Genomic DNA, 21,791 nt, shown 5'->3' on the forward strand with positions numbered 1-21,791 from the left:
GGTTCCAGGGTGATTCGAATGTCTCCCGACTCGGGAGGGTCACCCTTGATTCGGAGCAAGGGTATCCATACAATGTCCCCCATGATCAGAATGAACGAACACTTCAATAAACTTCAGTCTTCCTACCTTTTTTCCACCATAGGCAAAAAAGTCGGGGAGTTTCAAGCGGCAAACCCCTCGGTTTCCATCATTAAACTCGGCATCGGGGATGTCACCCATGCCCTCTCAGCCGAGATCGTCCAGGCCTTCCACGCCGGAGTGGATGAACTCGGTGATGATGCAACCTTTCGGGGGTACGGCCCGGAGCAGGGTTACGAGTTTCTGCGGAATGCCATTGCGGAGATCGATTTCCAGGCCCGGAACTGCGATATCCAGGCCGATGAAATCTTCGTAAGCGACGGTGCAAAATGTGATACCGGCAACTTCCAAGAACTCTTTGCCCAGGATATCACCATAGCCGTACCCGATCCGGTTTACCCGGTCTATGTAGACACCAACGTCATGGCAGGACGCACCGGAACCTTCTCAAAAGGCCGGTACGAGGGCCTGGTGTACCTTGAGTCCACCAAAGAAAACAGCTTTGTCCCCTCTCCCCCGGAAAAAACGGTGGACCTTATCTACCTCTGCTTCCCCAACAACCCCACCGGTGCAACCGCCACTAAAGAACAGCTCACCCAATGGGTAGAATACGCCAGAGCCAACCAGGCGCTGATCCTCTTTGATGCGGCCTACGTTGAGTTCATCCGGGATCCAAGGCTTCCCCGGTCTATTTACGAGATCCCCGGTGCTCGGGAGATGGCTGTAGAATTCCGCTCCTTCTCAAAGACCGCAGGGTTCACCGGAACCAGGGCTGCCTACACGGTCATTCCGAAGGATTGTCTCGTGTACGACCACTCGGGTTCAGGCCATTCCCTTCACGCCCTATGGAACCGTCGGCAGACCACCAAGTTTAACGGTCTAAGCTACCCCGTCCAACGGGCCGCCGCGGCCGTCTACACCCCCCAGGGGCAGGCCCAGATTCATGCCCAGTCAGATTATTATCTGGAGAATGCCCGGCTCATCCGTGAGGCAATGACCGGTCTGGGGTACCCCGTTACCGGCGGAGAGAACAGCCCCTATATTTGGGTTGAAGCCGGGGGCGATAGCTGGGACTTCTTCGACATGTTGCTCCAGAAAGCCGGAGTGGTGACCACCCCGGGCTCGGGATTCGGACGCTGCGGTGAGGGGTACATCCGCATCAGCGCCTTCAACCACCGGGAGAAGGTGCTTCAGGCTCTGGACCGCATCGCCCAGGCATTGAAGTCCTAAACAAGGCCCCGATATCTCCCTTCACTCCAGGCTGCATGGAGGAGGGGCCTCATCCCCCCGGGGTACAACCCGACAGGGGGGATTTTTTTTACCATTATTATGAGTTATCTTGTATACTATTCTTATTATGCGTACTCGGTTTATACCAATCACCCTCAAGGTGAACGCCCTGATCCTGGCTACCATGATCCTCGGAATCGGTGGAATCACCGTCGCCCTGGCGGGATCCCTTATAGTTACCATCGAGGATATTAACCAGCGTGATACCCTCCGCCAGGCAGATACCATCTATGCAGCCATCGAGAGCCTCATGCTTCCCGGCCAGGCGCTGCTCGCCCAGGGATACTTCGAGCGGCTCAACATAGTCGATCAGGATCTGATGATTCAGCTCTACAGAACCAGCGGTGAGCAGGCCTTCCAGGATAATAAGACCATTAATACCGTGAACAGCTACCTCATGAATCCCCGGTTTGAGACCAGGGATGCGGTCGCCTCTCCCCTTCCGATTAATCCCCAGGAGGATCGGCTCTTTTCCCAGGCCCTCGGTGAGGGCGGCGTTCCCCGGGACAGTACAGAAATTCTATCCAGCGAGGGAAATACCTACTTCCGGGTGTTGAAACCCCTCATCAATCTCCCCAAGTGCACGGTCTGTCACGGGGCTGATCATACCATCCGGGGTGTGTTAGAGATTAAAAGCGATATTTCGGATACCGTCTCCCTCCAGCGCACCGCGGTATTCGCCTCGGGAGGCGCTTTTTTCGCCCTGGTGGTTATCCTCGGTTTCGGACTCTCCCGGTTTATGGGCAGGATCATCCTCGGGCCGGTCCGTCAGATAGCCCAGGCGTGTACCGCCGTTACCGACGGTGATTTTTCCGCCAGGGTGGCGGTACATCAACAGGATGAGATCGGCGGCCTGGCCCAGCGGATCAATACCATGATTGAGGGACTGATAGAGCGCTTTAAACTCACCCAGTACGTCTCGGGCTCAACGGTCCGCTCCCTCTCGGACAGTTCCAAAACCGGAATCTCCGTGGATCTGACATTGTTGTTTACCGATATCCGGGGATTTACCAGCTACTCCGAGTCGAACTCCCCAGAAACGGTGGTGGAGAACCTGAATAAGGTCCTGGAGGTACAGACCGGAATTATCCACCGCCACGGCGGCGATATTGATAAGTATGTGGGTGATGAAATCTTTGCAATCTTCGAGGGCGAAGACGGGTGCTGCCGGGCAGCCCAAACTGCTGTAGATATCCAGCAGGAGTTTCAGGATTCCGGTACTGTCTACGGCGGACTCCAGGTAGGGGTCGGCATGAATACCGGAGCGGTTATCATGGGGCGTATGGGCAGTGAAGCCAGGGCCGATTTCACCGTTATCGGCGATAACGTGAATATCGCAGCCCGGCTCTGCAGCGCGGCCCAGGGGGGTGGAATTCTGGTTACTGCCGAGTTCGCGAAAGCCTTGAAATCCTGCCTCACCAAGAATCCCCTGATCCAAAAAAGCTACCGGTTTTCCCTGGAGGGTCCTATGGGACTATCGGTCAAGGGAAAACGTCGGACCCTTCGGGTGTACAAACTCAAACAACGGGAGGCATCCCATGAATCATAACAAGGGAATGAAGATGGGTACCCCGGAGGTACGCACCATCCTGGCAATCTTCGTCCTGGTTATTTTGCTGGTTGCGGGATGTTCCCAGGGTGAGCAGGTGCAGTTGATTTCCCCGGACTACCGGAATTGGAATCAAACCACCGATACCGTCCTCGACTTCACCATTCCCGGCCACGGCAGCGGACTTCGAAAAATATACATCAGTTCGGCCGCATCCGGGGTAACCACCCAGGAGGTCAACGGCCGGTTGTTCTATGATTACCCCCAGGGAACCCAGATTGTTAAAGAGGTGTATGCATCTGCCCAGCCCGGAGCTGATGAGGAGCCTGCCATGCTTACGGTGATGATTAAGGATCGCGACCATCCCATGCAGCGGGGGGGCTGGATTTGGCTGGTGAAGAACTACCAATCCGAGGTGGAGACCATACTAGACGAGGAATTCTGCTTTACCTGCCATAACAACGCCAACGAACCCAATCCCTACAACGACGGCAACACCTCGGGGCAGTTTCGGGATTTTGTATTCTATCCCTATCGGTAAGATCGATTGGGGGCCTCATCAGGGGGCATACTTTTCTTACGTTTCACCTCGGCATTAGTAGAGATGGCCCATCCGGGTTTTTTTCGTCGCAAGATAGTGAGCGTTGAATTCATTGGGTTCGATGACGATGGGGATCCGCCGGGTAATAGTCATGCCGACCTCCCGCAGCCCCTCAATTTTTGCCGGGTTGTTCGTTAATAGGGCAACGGATCGGATTCCCAGAAGCTCCAGAATGGCGGCAGCTCCCTGGTATTCCCGGGCCTCCGCAGGGAATCCCAATTTCTCATTGGCCTCCACGGTGTCATAGCCCTGATCTTGGAGGGTGTACGCTCTGATCTTGTTGATCAAGCCGATTCCCCGGCCTTCCTGACGCATGTAGATGACCGCACCTCGATCGCGCTGACCGATGTAATGGAGTGCAGCCTCAAGCTGATCTCTACAGTCACAGCGCAAACTGCCCAATACGTCGCCGGTATGACATTCGGAATGGATCCGTACCGGTACATCCTCGGCCCCATCCACGGTTCCACGGACAATGGCGGTATGCTCCTCGCCTTTGTGGGTATCGAATATACCGATAATCCGGAAGTCTCCGAAACGGCTGGGCAGAGCGGCTTCAGCCTTTATTTCCACCCGAAAGGTTCTGCCCCGGGAACCGGTGTATTCCTGGGATTGCTGGTTTTGATCTATGGTCATGGTAGTCTCCACTAAAGGTATGGTGCGCTGAGGATCGTCATACAGAGGGTATCAACTTTTCACAAACACCAGGTGTTCATATGCGAGCCTGCCCTCCCGGCGTAGTCTGCCCCGAAGATGTTGGCTCATACGGAATTCTCCTGGAGCCGGCGGCTCAGAGTTCCCGGAAAGCAGAGCATAGGTAAGGGCGTTCTGCCCCTGCTGGAATAGGGGTTCCTTCAGAAAGGGGGTTAGCTCATCCTCATCCGCTAAAACGAGGCCGCTGCGGGCACAGAGGGAAATGAGGTTGTCCCGGGTGGTTAGTCCTGGAATCCGGGCCTGGCGTTGCCACACCCGGACTAGTTCGCTGTCCGTCTGATCATCCCCGGTGAGCACGTCATCAATCACCACGAAACGTCCCCCCTGGCGCAGATGTCCGGATACATCGGCAATCAATGTCTCCAGGGAACTGGCATAACCAAGGGATTCTACCCCAAAGATCAGGTCCTGGTTTGGGAACGGCTTAAAGGATTGAGAAGCGTTAAAATCACCCTGAAATAATCGAACCTGTTGCTGCTTGTTCCGACGCTGAATTTCCTGGCTTCCCAGATGTATTTGAACACCGCTGTTGGAGATACCTGCATAGGCGGCCTGGAGGGTCTCGGAGAGATACAGCAGGGTTCCACCGACACCGCATCCCAAGTCCAGGCACCGAGAAGCCTCAACGGCCTCGGCGCTGCGGAGGATCAACGCATTTTGGCTGTACAGGGCCTGCCGGGCTGTTTTAACCCCGGGATTCCAGAGGTAGCTGTGCATGGCCAGGGTTTTCCGGCGTTCGGGGCCAGATAGAAGGACGGGGGTTATCTGATTTTGGTATTCGGGTGTATTCAATCGGTCCATGGCAGCAGTATGCCCTAGGATTTCGCGGCTGACAATACGACCCCCTCCCCTGAGAGAGGTTTCCGGGCAGCGGGTTTTCCTCAGGTGGCCGAAGCACCTGGCACAGCCTCCTGGACCGCAGCTTCAAAATGCTGCCATTCCTGGCGCAACTGTTCAAATATCCAGGGAGCCTGAGCTGTGTTGCCATCCGCGCAGGCTGCTTCAAGACGCGAAGCGGCGTTCCCCAATCCCATGGCAGCAAGATTCCACGCGCTTCCCTTGATGCTGTGGCTCATATTTTTCCCGCATTTCAGGTCTCCTTGGGTAATACACTGGCCCAGATCGTAGATCTGCTGGGGGGTGGCCGCTAAAAAATGCTGGAGTACCTCATGGAGTATCTCCGGACGGTTCATAAAGGTTGCAAGAGCCTTTTTATAATCGAAGACCTGGGTAGCATGGTCCCTGTCCCCGGTGTGCCGCAATTCTTCTCCCTGGTTCCGGAGCTGGGGCTGCAGCGCCTCCCGGGGCCCGGGGGTTGAACGCCCGTCCCGGTGTGCACCCGGCTCTGTGGAGCGCTTTTGGGTAGTAATACGAGCGAGCAGCCCTGACCCGCTGTTCTCCTGGTACTGCGAATCGCTTTTCGGGGTATTCCCGGGGTCTTTCAGTTCTAGGGAGTCAGGAGGACCGGGGGGGTCCTGGGGATTTTCCGTATAAGAAAACCCGGGAGCCGGTTCCTGAGAATCGGGTTCGAATATCTCCCGCAGTACCTCCTCCACCTGGTCCTTAGAGAAGGGTTTTGCCAGATACCCGGTCATCCCTGCTTTTCGGCAGTTCTCCCACTCTCCCTGCAATGCATTAGCTGTTACTGCTATGATCGGAACACTCGTGGAAAACCGACGAATCTCAGCCGCTGCAGCATATCCATCCATAACCGGCATATGAACGTCCATGAAGATCACGTCAAAGTCCTCCCGGCTAGCCAAATCCACCGCCTCCTGACCGTTGGAGGCCGTCCGAACCCGGTGTCCCAGACGCTCAATAATAGTCTGGAAGAGACGCTGATTAACCGGATGATCCTCGGCAAGCAGCACCGACATGAAGACGGAATGCCGGGCGGGGGAAGTATCTTTTTCCAGTAGAGATCGGTCCTCCTCGAGTTCTTCAAGCTCCAGGGGTTCCTCGGTATCCATGCCGTTTACATCCGAATTTTGGCCTTCATCGAGGAAGATACCCCGCTCCAGGGCACCGGATAGGATGGCCAGGGTGTCTCGCTGTTTGATCGGCTTGGAGATATATCCGTCAAACCAGCGGAGCAGCTTCATTTTTGCCTCTCCCCCCATAGACCCCGGGGGGCTCATGAGAAACAGCCGGGTCTCTCCCAATTCCGGGTCACCGTGGATCAAACTGGCGAATTGCCAGCCGTCCATACCCGACAAAACCAGATCCACTAAGACTATGTCCACGGGGGCTCCCTGCTCCCTCTGTCTGCGAAGCAGGTTTACGGCATCCCGGGAGTTTTCGGCGTCATAGAGGGTGATGTGCTCGCTGGCAAGCATCTTCCCGATGACCCGTCGGCACTCCGGGCAATCATCCAAAATTAAAACCCGCCGGCTCGTGAGGGCATTAAACCGCTCCTGGGGCAGCATAGAGGGGATACAGGGAAGATCCATGGTCACCCAGAATTCCGAACCCTGGCCCGGTGTGCTGTCTACCCCGATCCGACCACCCATGAGCTCTACAAGGTTCTTGGTAATGGCGAGTCCAAGTCCGGTTCCTCCGAACCTGCGGGTTGTCGTAGCATCCAGCTGGCTGAAGGATTGGAACAGTTGACTGCGTTTCTCCGGATCCACTCCTATCCCCGTATCGGATATTCTCACCTCAAAACGGACTGCACCGTACACCGCTCCCGGCAGGGGCTCATCTAATTCAAAAACCCGTACCGTGGCCTTCACATATCCGGTGTTCGTGAACTTGATGGCGTTGTTCACCAGGTTGATCAGCACCTGACGGAATCGGGTTGGATCGCTCACCACGAAGAGCGGCATGGCCGGATCAATATCAATGATCAGCTCCAACCCCTTTTTATAAGCCTCGAGACTGAGCATATCCATAACCGTCTCTATGGCCGTATGGAAGTCAAATTCAATCTCTTCGATGGTCAGCTTGCCAGCCTCGATCTTTGAGAAATCAAGAATATCGTTGATTAGTCCCAACAAGGCGTCAGCAGAAAAATGGATTTGCTGGAGGTACTCCTCCTGTTCGGCATCCAAGGCGGTTTCAGCCAGCAGTTCAGCCATGCCCAGGAGGGTATGAATGGGGGTGCGTATTTCATGGGATACGTTCGCAAGGAAGAGGCTCTTCGCCTGGGCGCTCTGTTCAGCCAGGTGTTTAGCCTTCAACAGGGATTGATGTTCACGGATGGTGTCGCCTATTTCCTCAAAATAACCAGCAATAACCCCATCCATGGCCTTGAACAGAGCGATCCGCCACCATGATACCCCCTGAACACCCCTGTACCGGCAGACGCTGTGCCGGTCGAGCAAGGCCCCTGACTCAATCTGCTTCAAGGCTTCGAACACATCGGCCCAATCTTCGGTGTGTACAACCTCCCTCAGTGATGTTATGCCTGAGCCGCCCTCAATCCCCTGCCGAAAGGCCGGATTTGTCGCGATGACCCCGCCGTGGGGCTCCAACAAGGCCTGGGGAACCGGCGCTTGGTCGCTGAACCTGCGAAACAGGGTAATATATTCCGAGATCCCCACTTCCATGTGCCGAGTATTCCCATCTTCCATGTCCACCATTATAGCTGTTGACCCGGGTTCTGTTAACGCATAAAATTCAACCCGGAGGAATTATCATGAATCAACCCGCGTCTGCCAGATCCGGCTTTATCGTAACCACCCTGCTGATCCTCAGCATCCTTCCCCTTTCACCCGTATTCTCTCAGGATACAGATCCTGTTTTTGTCATCCAACCGGATCTCCGGCTCTGGGGTGCCAAGGTTGATTTGGGGTATCAGGGACTCACCCTGTTTCCCGGGACCACCACCGGAATCTGGCTCGGTCTGAGCGGCGCCTATCAAACTAGCCACTACTACCAACACCCCGACGGAACCCCGGTTACCCAGGACGATTTTTCGGACAGCAATCCCGCCCTACTATATACAGATTTCTCCCAGCTGAATCTTCAGTGGAACCTGGGACTGCGTCAGGAGTTACTGCCTGAGCTTCTGGAGATTGGTCTGTACTACCGCGGCTGGTACAACAATAACTACCAGGATGAATCCTCCATGGCCCTACTGTTTGAATCAGACCGGCCCGAATCCCTCCGAAGCCTCACCCACAGCTTCTCCCTCCTGGCTGCCCTGGACGCCAGCCTAGAGAAACCGGTCACTAAGGTGAAAAGCGGTTTCGCCGCGGAACTCACTGGGGAGTATGCTCCCGGAGCCCTGAATTCCCTGGGCGCTGCCGATTTCGGGAGAATCACCCTGGAACTTGAATGCTATCTTCCCATTTATGAATCCCTGGTCTCCGGGAAGCCTGATTTCAACCTTTTCAGCGTCTACGCCGGTTTCTACTCCATCACGGATTTCATCACCGGGGAATCGGTCCCGTACTATGCTGAATCCAGCTTCGGCGGACTGTCCTACCGGGATGGGTTAGGAGGAACCGTGAGAGGATATGAATCCGGTCGGTTCACCGGGGATGTAAAAACCGCCTTCAGCACCGAATTACGGCTGAACCTTCCGACCATCATTTGGTCGGGTCTCATGCCTGTGGCACTCATCCATATTGACGGAGGATATGAAACCCAGCAAAAGCAGCTTCTCACAAGTATCGGCGGTGGAATCGGGATCGACCTCTTTGGACTTGGAACGATTCTCGTGTATACTCACTATGCGCTGAACGATCTGACCCTGACGGGTAGTCAATTGACCATCTTCGGTCTGGGTTTCGGATTACATTTTTAATCACCCCCACCTTTAGGAGTTCGCCCAATGGCACCATTATATGATTCAGTTTCACAGCTTCCCATCGGAGACCCCCAAGGCTTTTCAGCCCTGATCGAGTCTCCCCCAGTCTTCCAGGCTGTATCGGACTTCAGTAAGCCCCTCATTGTCAGCGCCTCAGGTTGGAGGATGGTGTTTGCCTCCTCGAGAGACGAGGAGGATGCATCTCCGGAGATTCAGCCCGAAGCCAGCATTCTCGCCGGCACCATGGCCCTGGCCTTTGCCCAAATTTTGGCTGCAGCTACCGAAAAATCCTTCGATCAACTCACCATCACCCTGGCCATGGACTCCCGGCCCACCGGACCGGCACTATCGGACGCCATGCTCCGGGTGTTTCTGGATCTGGGTATCCACGTCCACTACCTCTTCATCGCTTCTGCACCCGAGGCCATGGCCTACACCAAACAGAACCCGCAGCTGGACGGGTTTTGTTACATCTCCGCCAGCCATAACCCCATCGGCCACAACGGTGTGAAGTTTGGACTTGAATCGGGAAGTGTTCTGGGCGGGGATTCGGCGCGGGAGCTCATTACCCTCTTCACCAGCCTCAGGACCGACCCGAACATTCCTCAAACCGTCTTCGACCATTTTAAGTCCTGTTCCCCTTCACTCCTGGAGAAAACCCTTCACGACAGTCATACCCACAAAAACCACAGCCTCCAATATTACCGGGATTTCTCCCACCAGGTGGCCGCAGATACCACGGATCCTCAACTCATCCAGGGACGAATCGCCGACCTTCACCAGGGCATCCGTAACAACCGGGTGGGAATCCTGGCGGAACTGAACGGCAGTGCCCGGACCCTGACCATTGACCGACAGTACCTGGAAGATCTGGGGGTAGCCATCCGGGTTGTCAACGGCGTCCCCCGGCAGATCACCCACCGCATCGTACCCGAAGGCCGCAGTCTGGACCTGTGTATCGCTGAATTAGAAAAAGCCTATCAAGAGGATTCAAGCTTTCAATTGGGTTACGTTCCCGACAACGACGGAGACCGGGGCAATCTGGTCTACCTCAATGCTTCGACCGGAAAGGCACAGCAAATCGAAGCCCAGGAGGTCTTTGCCCTGACGGTAATGGCAGAACTTTCTTGGCTGGTGTACACCGGCCAGCTCACCTATGATGAAAAAAACAAGGCAAACCAGCGGGTTGCAGTGGCGATTAACGGTCCAACCAGTATGCGGATCGAGGAGCTCTGCCGGGCCTTCGATGTGGAGGTATTCCGTGCGGAGGTCGGGGAAGCCAACGTAGTAACCCTGGCGCAGAACCTCCGGAAAAAGGGCTACCTGGTCCGTATCCTTGGCGAAGGTTCCAACGGCGGCAACATCACTCATCCCTCAACCGTCCGGGATCCTTTGAATACCATCTGTTCGGTTCTCAAGGTCCTGACTATGAAGGGTGATTCCAACGCCTCTGCCTCCCCTAAAAGCACCAGCGCCTCCTCCCCCGGAGCCGGCTCCCCTTCCGGCCTCTTCGAGATCTACTGCCACCGAATCGGGAGGCCCTACAACCCTGACTTCACCCTTCAGGATGTCCTTCAGGCCCTGCCCGAGTACATCACCACCAGTGCCTATGAGGATCGGGCCATTCTGCGGATCAAGACGGAGGAACATAGTCTGCTTAAGGAACGGTACGAACAACTATTCCGCAGGGAATGGCCGGAGCACGAATCCTGGTTCAACAAAACCCTGGGGGTCGTTACCTGGCGGGAGGTGAATTACGAGGGGATCCATGAACGGGTTGGCTTCGGGCCGGAATACCGCACCGGTTCCCAACGCGGCGGTTTGAAAATTCTCTTCAAGGATGAAACCGGAATTCCCGTGGCATTCATCTGGATGCGGGGATCCGGCACAGAACCCGTTTTCCGGGTGTTGGCTGATGTCCGGGGCTCGGACCCCTCCCTGGAGGAGTACCTCTTACACTGGCATGTCTCCATGATTCAAAAAGCCGATTCCCAGGGCTCCTAGGACCCGGATCCCTCCGGGGTTGGCTCGGGCGATCTAGCTGTATCCGGTATCCCCCCCAAAAAAAACGATCCGCCACCGAGCTTAAAACGCTGGTGGCGGATCCCATGGAAATCCTAGGCCTACCCCCAAGGCAGATACCTCATCTTAAGGGATTAGCCTGCCCCCATGAAACCCTGGGTTTGCACCCTCGGCCCCGTACTGCAGACTAATCCACTAAGAAAAGGCCACGGAATCAAGATACGATTCCGTGAACCCTCCTTCCCGATACACGGGAGAGCCCCCCGGCATCGGGAATGAACTGACGGTAGGCTGCCTATTCAGGTTTCGCTGCCATCAGTCCCTCATCCACATCCTTCTCGGCATCCCAGGTAAGTTCCCAGTTACCGCCGTCCATGGTGATGTCCTGGGCATCAAACACATTGGCGTTATCGTGGGGATCCTTGAAGGTACCCAGGGCTGCAAACTTCCAGGTTCCAGACTGGACGATCTTGAACTCTGAATTCCCGGGCTTTACCTCAATGGGGGTCTCAAACTCCCAGGTAACCGTCGCATCCGAGGAGGCGGTTGCCAGGTTTGTATTGTCCCAGGATGATTCGAAGAATCCCCCAGCCAGGGCATAGGTCCCGTCTTCCGGCAGGTTCACCGCCGTAATCTTGGTGATAAATACCCCGGATGCATTATGCAGGGTATTACCGCAGCTGCCGAGCATAAGGACAGCAGCCGCTAACAGTATGAAATAAAGTGCTTTCTTCATTGGTACGTCTCCTTAGAAATTCCAAACAATGCCGAAGCTCATGAAACCGCGGCCTTCACCGCCCAGGTTCTTCACGAAGTTATCCTCGAATTCCACGGCGGCGTTTTCCTTACCACTGAAGGGACTAAAATCGTAACCCAGCTGCATGAACACAACCCCGGCCCGTAGACTCTCCGGCAGGGTGATTGCACCCCCCAAAGCGGCACCGAAGGGAGAGGTCTGCCCTTCATCCAAACGGCCGATCATGCTCAAACTAGTCTGAACCGTTTCGGCTATCCCGGCGCGGGTTATGAAGGTTATATCGTCTCCCTTCCAACCCAGATCAAAATCTAGGGTCGGTAGGGCAGAGGCAAGGTTAACCAACCGTGCATTTGCATACACCGCGTGGGGTTGGGCATCGGCCGCAGTATAGCCGTATCCTGCACCCAGGGACGCAATGCTATCGGAAAGCTCAGCCACTGCAACGGAACCGCCCGCTTCAGTAAGAGAAAACTCAGAAGCAAGCTCCATCTTCGCATAGCCGTTTACGGTGGCATCAAGGCCCAGAGCTGAAGCAAGGTAGAGATTAAGGTAGGGATTAAACTTGTTTACCAGAGTCCCCGCGAACAGATGGTCAGTCTCCAAATCGTAGTTCAATCCGAACTGAAACAGGTCCACCGGCTTCGTGGAGGGAGAAACTCCAGCCTTGAAGGTGCCCGATGAAAGGGTATCATTTTCCCCGAAGAGGGTTGTTACGTTATTTCCGGCCCATTTTGCGTAAAATCCGGTCTTGAAGACATCACCGGCGTTAAAATCACCGGAAAGACCAACCACAAACCCCTCTGCAGCATCGAAGGCAGTAGCAGCATCAATGGTAGTTAATCCCTCGAATTTAAGGGTAAGCATATCCTTAACGATGGGTGCGGTTACCCCCAGCCCCAGGGTATGCTTCGCATCAAAGAAGTAGTACCGCAGGGGATTTCCATCCAACCGGTTCGCCAGGGTGTTGTAGAGAAGAGATACGGTGTAGTCGGCCAAACCGAGATCGATCCAGCTGTACATGCCATGACCACCCTCCCGCTTGGTTAGTCCAAGAAGAACATCCAGGGTAATACCGTCGGCAAGCTCCCGAATCTGGCTGCCGTTAGCAAGCTCCAGGTAGCCGTCATTGGCACTGGATTCATTGGTAAAGGTCTTGAAGAGGAGTTCCCTGGTAGACTGATCACTCTTGGCATACTTATAACCCGTAGACAGGTCTACAATTCCGGTTTTGAGTCCGGCCTTGAAATGGCCCAGTTCAGGGAGGGCATTGCCGTTAAAGGCATGAAAGGGTGCAAAGAACGCAGAGCCAAGGTTTTCCAGACCGTCAACCACCGTTACCTCGGGGTCTAACAGGTTATCGGGATCAGCGGATGCATCCGGAACCTGTTTGTAGAGATTCACACTGCCATCGAAGGCTTTGATCTCCAAGAAGGTACTGATGCCGGGCAGGATATCTGCAGTCAGCTTCCAGTATGATTTGGTAACCAGGTCACTGAAATCAGTTTCGAGTCCCCGGAGGGTATTCCCTTCTACATCCGGGGCAATCGAGGATGTCAGGAATTCTGTGTTGGAGTACACCTGGGTGTAGGTACCGAAGGTGATCTTGGAGCGGAAGATATCTTCATCTTTACCGCTGGGAACCAGATCGGCCACGGCCACAACCCCGTTCTTTCCGCCATATCCATCTTCGGTGGTGGCGGGTGCAAGACCTTCCATGGTACTCAGGTATTCACCGTCCACAACGTACTTGAAGGTGATGGTATCCCCGGGCTGTACATCCATGCGGTATACCCAAACTCCTTCCTCAAGAGTCATAGGTGTCTTTTCAGTATCCCAGCCTTGAAAGGGACCGGCAATATTGACCTGTTGGGCGTCCGGATTTTCATACCGGAACTCCAGTACATACTCATCGGGTAGTTCCAAGCCCACCGAAGACTCGGTGTACCCTGGCACCAGGGCCGTAAGCATGATGAATAAGATTAGTAATGCTTTTTTCATCGATTAACTCCTGTTTTCGTTATTCCCAGACGGTGGTGCCGTCGATGGCCATGCTGGCCCGTCCGCCCCCGGCTGCATCAATAGTCACGGTGTAGTCCGAGCCGAATGCAAAGCCGCCATCCGGTTTAGCCTCTCCTTCGTTCCCGATACCCCAGTTGGAATCACCAGAGTCGTAGGAATGATCATCATCTAAATTATTCCAGGCATTAGGCTCTAACACACTGTAGTCCACTCCGGCAGGTGCACTCCAATCTCCTCCACCAACTACCAAGCGGAATAGGATCTTGTTAAGCCCTTCTTGGTCCGAAACGGTCACATCGGCATTCCCCGAGGCATCGAAGTTCAGGGTATAGGCGCCATGGGTCCAACCGCTAACCGTGAAATCACCGACCAGATCGGCTGTACCGTTGGCTAATCCGGTAAAGTTCCTGAATTGGAAGGTGATATTTGCCGGTGAAACATAGGAGAGAAGAATCTCCGGGGTATCAGAATCCCCTTCCTGCCCTGCGAAGTAATAGCTGATGGTCACCTTGCCGTTCGAGGCTGGTACGGTGTAGGTGATGCTGGTTCCACTCTCGCCATCACCGTATGCAGCTGCATCAAAGGCGGTATTGTTCACCAGGGAGTGGCTGGCCGCATCGCCGTAGCGGGTGGAGTCATCGTTATTTCCAATAACAAATTCCAGCGTATCCCCGGCTGTTACGTCCATGGTTATTTCCCACTCGTTCTGGGTGACCATGCCCATGTAGTAACTTTCACCGTCATTGGTTCCGCCTACAAAGGAGAGCTTAGGCGAGAAGGGAGCCACCTGGGATTCTTCGTATTCCACTAGCAGCTCGGGTACGCCTTCATCGTTTTCAAACTTGAAGGTCATGGTTATCCGTCCTTCACCTTCCACAGCAAGGCTCATGTTGGGAAGCTCGTCCCCGGTTCTCAGTTCGAAGGCGGTACCAACAGCAATCTCAGTGTCCTCAAGATTGGTGTAGGCATTATCCCAACTCCCAAGCTTTCGTATTTTAAATTCCAGATCGGTTCCATCGGTGAGGAAGGTATAGGTCCACTCGTACTCGCTTACCTTCGTCATAGCACCGTTACCGTCCCAGCCGCCCGGGGTTCCGATTCCGATAACCTCGGGGGTAAAGGGAGCAGTGAAGCTGCCCTTGGGAGTAGCCGTAATAGAAGCCCCCTCGGCGGCCACTACCCCATTCTCAGCCACGGTTTTTACCACGAAAGTATATTCAGTACCTGCGGTCAAGTCCGTTACACTGAGGGCTCCGTCACCCTTGGCAACATCGACAGTAACAGTCTCCACACCCTCTGCGGAGTACTCTACCTTCAGTCCAGAAAAGCTAACCTCGGGATCTGTCCAGGTAAGATCTACCTTAGCAACCCCGGCGGCCGCTACTAGGTCAGAAACCACCACGGCTCCCCCGTCGCTTCCTACTAGCGGATTAGCACAGCCCACTGAAACGATCAGCAATGCAAGAATGCTTATCCCTAAGACAAACAGTTTCTTCATCTTCGAAACCTCCTATTGTTGTCTCCGCGGATACACCGCGGCTCTCGGCATGATTGTAAACCGGTTTACACAGACACAGTGAGAGACCTCAGACGGACCTAACGCCGCTCACCTGAGCCTGCATACCTCGGAATACGGGTTGGGGGGTTCTTAAGTGTTCTTCAGGGGGGAATAAACCGGTTTAGTTCCGGACATACCCTTAGTACTATCGACAGGATTTAATCATCCAGGTGATGGAAAAACCATCCTTGGGAATGATTATCTGGTAGGATCCCCTGATAGCGGCTCCTTGGAACATCTTAAGATTGTGAATTGAATTGCTACGTGATAGGCTTCATTCGTACCCCCATTGTTTTATACCCCTATCAACTATAAAAACATTACTTTCATTTTCCTGCAAGATTTTTTTTCCATTTTTAGCCATGAAAGAGCTTTCATTTATCCTTTCAGATGACCGAACACTGGTTATGGAAACCAATCCAACGAGAGGATGAGGGAAAATTTGTACTTCTATACCTTCGCAATGGGCTATTTGCTGTTTTTTGACTTGTCAGTATACATCCGGGAATCAGCCTTACGTAATAAGGACTCGATGTGATCCGGCGAATTCATTCTCCTGGAAACGAATCCAATACTCAGGGATAGTCGATATGGCAGGTTGTTTTGGTTGTTGAATTCAGCCAGGGTGGATTTGAGGCGAGTAACCAACACCTCGGCTGTCTTGCTATCCGTTTCGGATGTTAATACGGTGAATTCATCACCTCCGTACCTGGCAACAATATCCTGGGAACGAAACGCCCGTGTTAAGAGATCGCCGGCGCTCACAATAGCCCGGTCTCCTTCATCATGACCGTAGCGATCATTAATTGCCTTCAGGCCGTCAAGATCAATGTAAAACACGCAAATCCACTGGTCCAATAATTGTGCGCGGTGCAGGTGGCTTTCGCCTAGTTCAATAAATCCTCGTCTGTTATACAGCCCTGTCAGCTCATCCCGAATGGAAAGACTCCGCAGATCCTGATTCTTTTGTTTTAATTCATCCAGAGTATCCCGGAGCCGGCGCTCGGTTCGCTCCTTGGCTTCGAATACCTGAGACCCCTTAATAACAGAGCTCATCTGTGCCCGAAGTCCCTCGAATAACAGATCATCGGTCATAGAGAGACTAAAGACAACGATGCCGAAGTGCTCATTCCCATGAAAGAGAGGCTGGATAAGCAAGGATTCACTCTCCCCAGCAATCCTCCCGGAGGGGTCACCTACCCCGGGGGGTACAATTCTATTCATGGGAAAGGTGAGCCCCTCGGATCCCAGGGGGACGGTGGATCCGTTCCAATAGCAGAACTTCCATACTGCCCGATCCGGCGGAACTGCGACCCCACGGGCCGGGCTCCGGATTACTCCGGTCTCATAAAAGGCAACGGCGCATCCCTGAATACCAAGATTCTGAAGCACCCCGGGGAGGGTCTCGAAGAGGCTTTTAATCCTGAGGTCATACAACTCTTCGAGAATCACGTGGCGGAAATTTGATACAAGGTGAACAAACCGCCGTTTGTCCATGGATTCTCCTGCGGTCATTACAGCCCCGTGAACCATCTGCACGTGGAGTCCAAGTTCATAGTTGTTAATTTCCTTTTCAGGGGCAGCAGGGGCTGTATCCTTTCGCAGCTGTTCATCAAGCCGCTTGGCAATCACCTGGCCGATATCCTGGTATGGAGCGACCGACCGGCCCAGAGCGATTTCCTCCGCCAGAGCGGAATATACCCGGGATGGTATGTCCTCCCGCCGTCCCCTGGAAATACAATCATCAACCTCTGAAAGGAGTCTTTTCCAGAAATCCTGAATTACCTGAATATTAACCACAGATCGGCTGGAGAAGGATCCTAAACATCCACAGGATTGCCGAAAAACGGGGATGCTATCCAATACAATCTGCCGGGGGGTTGACTCAGCCCCTGGGTTATCGAAGCCTTCTACCAGGAGTGAAACTGCTTCAGCCCCCATTTCTTCTAGGGGTTGATGGGCGGTGGTAAGGGAGGGAACCAGGGCCTGACTGGATGCGATATTATCAAAGCCTATTATTGATACGTCCCGAGGCAGGTTGAAGCCGTGCTCTAGTAAGTATGCCATCCCCCCCTGGGCAAGACTGTCATTAAAGAAAACAATACCGTCAAAGGGCACGCCGGATTCTAGGAGTCTCTCCATCGCCCGCCGCCCCTCAGGCTCTCTGAAGCCCCCGGGAAGCACCGGCAAGGATGTCTCAGGCCCTAGAGCCAATTCGAGGGCATCACGTACCGCCTGTTCCCGGATCTGATTATCCGAGTTGTCCACCGGACCTGCGATGTAAACAAGATTCTTCCTCCGGTGGTCCAGAATCAGATGTAAGGTTAGAGCCTTCAAGGATGCATGAGAATCAATGGTTATAGAATTCGCCCCAGAGGATGGCCGTTGTAGGGTAACCACGGGCCTCCCGGAGAATTGTTTCATGAACCCTTCGTAAGCGCCTTGATTAAGGGTATGAGCCAGGGTTCCAGCGCTAATGATATAGCCGTCATAGAGCTCGGAACCACTCATGGAGTATACGATATTATGCTGCCCTTCGTTGCGGACCGAAGACTCGATAACCCGTCCCTCGAACACATGCAGATCTACCCGGTTTGTCTGACAGGCTTTGAGAACCCCTTGCCAGATGGGCTCAAGATAGTACCCCTCCAGATTATTTATCAGTAACGCGAGTGTTTTCCTGGCCCTAGCCATGTGCCTGACTCCCTTCCTGGCAGTGTTGATTATGGGATGTTGTAGGTTCCATCCCCATCCTGAAGGATGAGACCGTCATTAATCAAGGTGCTGCTTGCTTGTAAGAACCGGGTTTCGTAATCCCTTGGAGGAGAATCCCCTAAACCCAGATCTTGATAGACCCTGGTATATACCTCATCTCGGGAAACCCCCTGTCCTTGGGCGGTTAATATTCGGAGAATAGCCCCACGAACCTGACGTACAGATCCCTCGAAGGGGGATTGCTTAGTATACTGGCGGCTGCGGCGGTTGGGGTTTATAACAATGCGGCTGAGATAGGCCCCATAATCCATGAGAGCGTAGTACCACCGCCGGGGATTTTGGGTATCCAGGGTTTCTGCAATTAGAGGCATAAGCTCCCCATCAGCTACGCCCTGCTGCCCGTAAAAAAAATGGTGTAAGTATACCCGGCGAATATTGGTCTCTATGAAAACCGTAGGGCGGTTGTAGGCGAAGGCAGGGATGGAGTTGCTTGTATAGGATCCAATTCCCGGAAGGGAGCGCAGCAGCTGAGGATCCTCAGGAAGGAATCCATGGTAGCGTTGCACCACTTCCTGGGCTGATCTATGCAGGTACCCCGCACGCCGGTTGTATCCCATTCCCTGCCAAAGTGAAAGCACCTGGGATAAACGTGCGGCAGCCAAAGAAGCAAAGTCTGGAAAAACCCGTAAAAACTCGGGTAGTTTTTGCTCAACCCGAGATGTCTGGGTTTGCTGCAGCATGAATTCAGACAAGAACACAATATACGGACTGGTGTCCCGGCGCCATATAAAGTCCCGGCCCCGTTGGTCGTAAAACCGGTATATGAATCTTTGGAACCCTGCCCTCCAATCATGACCAGAGGTATTGCGCTCCTCTACATCCTCCACTGGAACCTCTCTGTTAATTGGTGTATGAGGCCTTCAGCCGTAAACTCGGTCATGCCGCCGGGAAAAAGAATATCTGCCTGGAGAAAGGCTTCAGCCAAGGGTGGTGTAGTGACCGTTGGTATGGCCGCACACACCATACCGGCGGCCTTTCCCGCAGTAACGCCGTACTGGCTGTCTTCGATTACCAGGCATTCCCCTGGATCAACCCCCATCCGCCGGGCAGCCTCAATGAATATATCCGGCTGTGGTTTTCCCCCGGCCACCTCATCAGCACTGACCCTGACGGGAAAATACTGTTCCAGCCCGGCCCATCCGAGGGTTTTCTCGATAGCCTCCCGGGAAGAACCGCTTGCTACTGCCATTTTGATACCCCGAGAATGGCAGGCTTCAACAAATAGTTGCATCTGTGGGAAGGCTCTGGTATTGCCCCGGGCGATTTTAAGATAGCAGCTGTCTTTTTCAGCAAGTAGATCATCTAGATCACCCGTTAAGCCATAATCCCTTTGCAGTGTTCTCAAAAACGACCGGGACCCTACCCCCACAACATCCTTCCAGTGCTCTTCCGGAAGATGAATTCCACGGGCCTCCAAGAACTGCTGGTCGCTGTGGTGGTAGTTGGCTTCGCTGTCAATGAGGGTGCCGTCCAGATCAAAAATGACAGTTGAAAGACTCATGACTGGCCTAACTTCTCCCGTTTTTTCCTGGCATCCTCAGCCTTTCTGCTTATCCTGTTCCAAGCTCCGGTAAGCCCCATGGCTTTTTTTGCATCCCTCAGGGTCTGGGATGCCACCTCTCGCATCTTCAAGGTTCCTTCATAAATAACCTCGTCCACCAAACCCTTTTGGGACTCATAATAATCACGTTTTTCACGAATCGGGTCTAGGAACTGGTTAATAGCCCGAGACAGCTTCTCCTTAACCTCCACATCCCCCACGGTTCCTTCCCGGTATCGTTGTTTTAGGTCCTCGACCTCATCTTTCCGGGGATTAAAGATATCGTGGTAAATGAACACCGGATTACCCTCTACCCTGCCGGGTACATCAGCCCGAATTCGATTGGGATCAGTAAACATACCCCGGACCTTCTTCTCCACAGTCTTTACATCGTCTGAAAGCATAATTGCATTCCCCAGACTTTTAGACATCTTTGCCTGGCCATCGGTTCCAACCAGGGTCGGGACGTCACCTACCAACACATCCGGAACAGGGAATACCTCATCATAGAGGGTATTAAACCGCCTGGCAATTTCTCTGGTCAATTCAACATGGGCCTCATTATCTTTTCCCACGGGAACCAGGTGAGCCCTGGGCATAAGGATGTCGGCAGTCTGTAAGACAGGATACCCTAATAGTCCGAAAGGCATTTCATCCAAGTTTGCAGAGCGCACCATATCCTTTAGGCTGGGAAGTCTCTGGAGCCGGGGCACCGTTACGAGGTTTTCAAAGAATAGATTGAGTTCATAGACCTCATGGACGGCGGATTGCAAATAAATCACGGACTTATGCGGATCAATCCCGCAGGCAAGGTAATCCAGAGCCATATCCCGTGCGTTATTCGAGATCTGCTCAATATCCGCCTTGGTAGGTTTGGTGGTGAGCATATGCAGATCAGCGATGATGAAGTAACACTCGTAGGTGCTTTGGAGTTTAAGTCTGTTCTGCAGTGAGCCAACATAGTGGCCAAGATGCAATTGTCCTGTAGGACGGTCGCCGGTGAGTATCCGTTTTTTCTCAGTCATGGGGGACTCCTATTCTAGATGGTCTTCGCTCACTTCATCGTGGGAATTCGGCGGTCCCTCGTCCAGGAGCACCGGTGCCGGTTTGGTTCCAGTACCCATCAGCACTCCGAGAAACTCTAAACCCGGTATATATTCAAAGGCAATCTTAATACCAACAGTCAAGGGAACAGCTAAAAATAGCCCGCTGGTTCCCCAGAGCCACCCCCACAACAGAAGAGCAAGCAAGATTACCACGGGACTCAAATTAAGGCTATCACCCGTCAATTTCGGATCCAAAATATTCCCGATAACCAGCTGGGGGATTATCATGCCGATACCTGCGAGAATAATCGGATTCCAATCCGGGAAAAACTGAATGAGGGCAAAGAGAATACTGATGGCCGAAATCAGGATGGATCCGATGGTAGGAATAAAATTAAAAAGGAAGGTTAATAGTCCCCAGATAAAGGGAAAATCTACTCCAATGGTTGAAAACACGGTAAAGACAATCAGGGCGGTGAGAAAACTCACAAAAAACTTGATCAGCAGGTATCTGCCGACGTGCCGATTGACATTGGCGAAAATCTTTCCGATTTTCTCGGTCCGCTCGTGTTTCAAGGCCTCGCGTAGTTTTATTTTTATAAAGGGTTTTTCCATCATGATAAACAACAGAAAAACCAGGGTTAATGCCACATTTCCGAGAAACCCGAACAACCCGCTACTCACATTCACCAGGAGGCTCGCTAGGGTGCGGGGGATCTCAAACTGGGTTACAAAATCCCCGGGTAGATTGAAGGTTTCCACAAAAAAATCCACCACAATAAAGAATCGATCCTGATATTTGGGGTATTCAGCAACAAGAGAGTTTACGCTCTCAAACAGCACCAATCCAATAAGAATGCTGAATCCCATCAATATAACAATAACTAGTATAATAGCCAAAAAGCGCGGCACATGTATTCTTACGAAAAATTCGACCAAGGGGTTCAGAATGAAGGAAAGAAGCAAGGCTATCACAAAGGGCTGGATGAAGCTGCTGGTAAATTTCAATGAAGCAACAATAGCCAGGGCAACAAAGAACCCCAACATACCCTGAAGACTAGCTCGAAATCCAATTATTCGTTTTCTCAT

Annotated in this window: 16 protein-coding genes; 5 read left to right on the plus strand and 11 right to left on the minus strand. The window is 53.3% G+C overall.

The window, feature by feature from the left end:
* Positions 1-81 precede the first annotated feature (81 nt).
* From DC28_RS04915 to DC28_RS04925, 3 genes are all read left to right on the plus strand, one after another.
* Positions 82-1,308, plus strand: coding sequence for an LL-diaminopimelate aminotransferase (locus DC28_RS04915; RefSeq protein WP_037546569.1), 1,227 nt, complete (start codon positions 82-84; stop codon positions 1,306-1,308).
* A 127-nt stretch (positions 1,309-1,435) separates the two neighbouring features.
* Positions 1,436-2,917, plus strand: coding sequence for an adenylate/guanylate cyclase domain-containing protein (locus tag DC28_RS04920; protein WP_037546494.1), 1,482 nt, complete (start codon positions 1,436-1,438; stop codon positions 2,915-2,917).
* Complete coding sequence (locus tag DC28_RS04925; protein ID WP_052078468.1) at positions 2,907-3,458, plus strand: cytochrome P460 family protein; 552 nt, start codon at positions 2,907-2,909, stop codon at positions 3,456-3,458. The genes DC28_RS04920 and DC28_RS04925 overlap by 11 nt, the downstream gene beginning before the upstream one ends.
* 54 nt (positions 3,459-3,512) lie before the next feature.
* Here the strand turns inward: DC28_RS04925 and ribA are convergent, their stop codons facing one another.
* The 3 genes from ribA to DC28_RS15275 all read right to left on the minus strand — a co-directional run bounded on the left by ribA (position 3,513) and on the right by DC28_RS15275 (position 7,804).
* Positions 3,513-4,154 (minus strand): GTP cyclohydrolase II, encoded by a 642-nt coding sequence (gene ribA, locus DC28_RS04930; RefSeq protein WP_081941964.1) that lies wholly within the window; start codon positions 4,152-4,154, stop codon positions 3,513-3,515.
* A 51-nt stretch (positions 4,155-4,205) separates the two neighbouring features.
* On the minus strand, positions 4,206-5,033 hold the full coding sequence (locus DC28_RS04935) for an SAM-dependent methyltransferase (protein ID WP_037546496.1): 828 nt from the start codon (positions 5,031-5,033) through the stop codon (positions 4,206-4,208).
* A gap of 80 nt (positions 5,034-5,113) precedes the next feature.
* Positions 5,114-7,804: a hybrid sensor histidine kinase/response regulator gene (locus DC28_RS15275; protein WP_162180190.1), complete on the minus strand. Its 2,691-nt coding sequence runs from the start codon at positions 7,802-7,804 to the stop codon at positions 5,114-5,116.
* A gap of 65 nt (positions 7,805-7,869) precedes the next feature.
* Here DC28_RS15275 and DC28_RS04945 point away from each other — a divergent pair, with 65 nt between their 5' ends.
* Together DC28_RS04945 and DC28_RS04950 are read left to right on the plus strand one after the other, a co-directional pair.
* Positions 7,870-8,982, plus strand: coding sequence for a BamA/TamA family outer membrane protein (locus DC28_RS04945; RefSeq protein ID WP_037546498.1), 1,113 nt, complete (start codon positions 7,870-7,872; stop codon positions 8,980-8,982).
* A gap of 27 nt (positions 8,983-9,009) precedes the next feature.
* Positions 9,010-10,989 carry a phosphohexomutase domain-containing protein gene (locus DC28_RS04950; RefSeq protein ID WP_052078470.1) on the plus strand — a complete coding sequence of 660 codons (1,980 nt, stop codon included), beginning with the start codon at positions 9,010-9,012 and terminating at the stop codon, positions 10,987-10,989.
* A gap of 313 nt (positions 10,990-11,302) precedes the next feature.
* Here DC28_RS04950 and DC28_RS04955 read toward each other — a convergent pair whose 3' ends face one another.
* From DC28_RS04955 to DC28_RS04990, 8 genes are all read right to left on the minus strand, one after another.
* A complete protein-coding gene (locus DC28_RS04955; protein WP_037546499.1) occupies positions 11,303-11,743 on the minus strand; it encodes a hypothetical protein in 441 nt (146 codons plus the stop codon).
* A gap of 12 nt (positions 11,744-11,755) precedes the next feature.
* Positions 11,756-13,762, minus strand: coding sequence for a hypothetical protein (locus tag DC28_RS04960; RefSeq protein WP_037546500.1), 2,007 nt, complete (start codon positions 13,760-13,762; stop codon positions 11,756-11,758).
* Between the two features lie 19 nt (positions 13,763-13,781).
* Complete coding sequence (locus tag DC28_RS04965) at positions 13,782-15,281, minus strand: fibronectin type III domain-containing protein (RefSeq protein ID WP_037546501.1); 1,500 nt, start codon at positions 15,279-15,281, stop codon at positions 13,782-13,784.
* 528 nt (positions 15,282-15,809) lie between these two features.
* A complete protein-coding gene (locus tag DC28_RS15280; protein ID WP_052078471.1) occupies positions 15,810-18,035 on the minus strand; it encodes a diguanylate cyclase in 2,226 nt (741 codons plus the stop codon).
* 29 nt (positions 18,036-18,064) lie between these two features.
* Positions 18,065-18,814 (minus strand): HhH-GPD family protein, encoded by a 750-nt coding sequence (locus tag DC28_RS04975; RefSeq protein WP_238565771.1) that lies wholly within the window; start codon positions 18,812-18,814, stop codon positions 18,065-18,067.
* 116 nt (positions 18,815-18,930) lie between these two features.
* A complete protein-coding gene (locus DC28_RS04980) occupies positions 18,931-19,617 on the minus strand; it encodes an HAD family hydrolase (protein WP_037546502.1) in 687 nt (228 codons plus the stop codon).
* Positions 19,614-20,681, minus strand: coding sequence for a tryptophan--tRNA ligase (trpS, locus tag DC28_RS04985; protein WP_037546503.1), 1,068 nt, complete (start codon positions 20,679-20,681; stop codon positions 19,614-19,616). The genes DC28_RS04980 and trpS overlap by 4 nt, the downstream gene beginning before the upstream one ends.
* Before the next feature lie 9 nt (positions 20,682-20,690).
* Positions 20,691-21,791: an AI-2E family transporter gene (locus DC28_RS04990; RefSeq protein ID WP_081941966.1), complete on the minus strand. Its 1,101-nt coding sequence runs from the start codon at positions 21,789-21,791 to the stop codon at positions 20,691-20,693.

Origin of the sequence: Spirochaeta lutea, from assembly GCF_000758165.1 — a bacterium.
In the GTDB taxonomy this organism is placed as follows: Bacteria; Spirochaetota; Spirochaetia; order DSM-27196; family Salinispiraceae; genus Spirochaeta_D; species Spirochaeta_D lutea.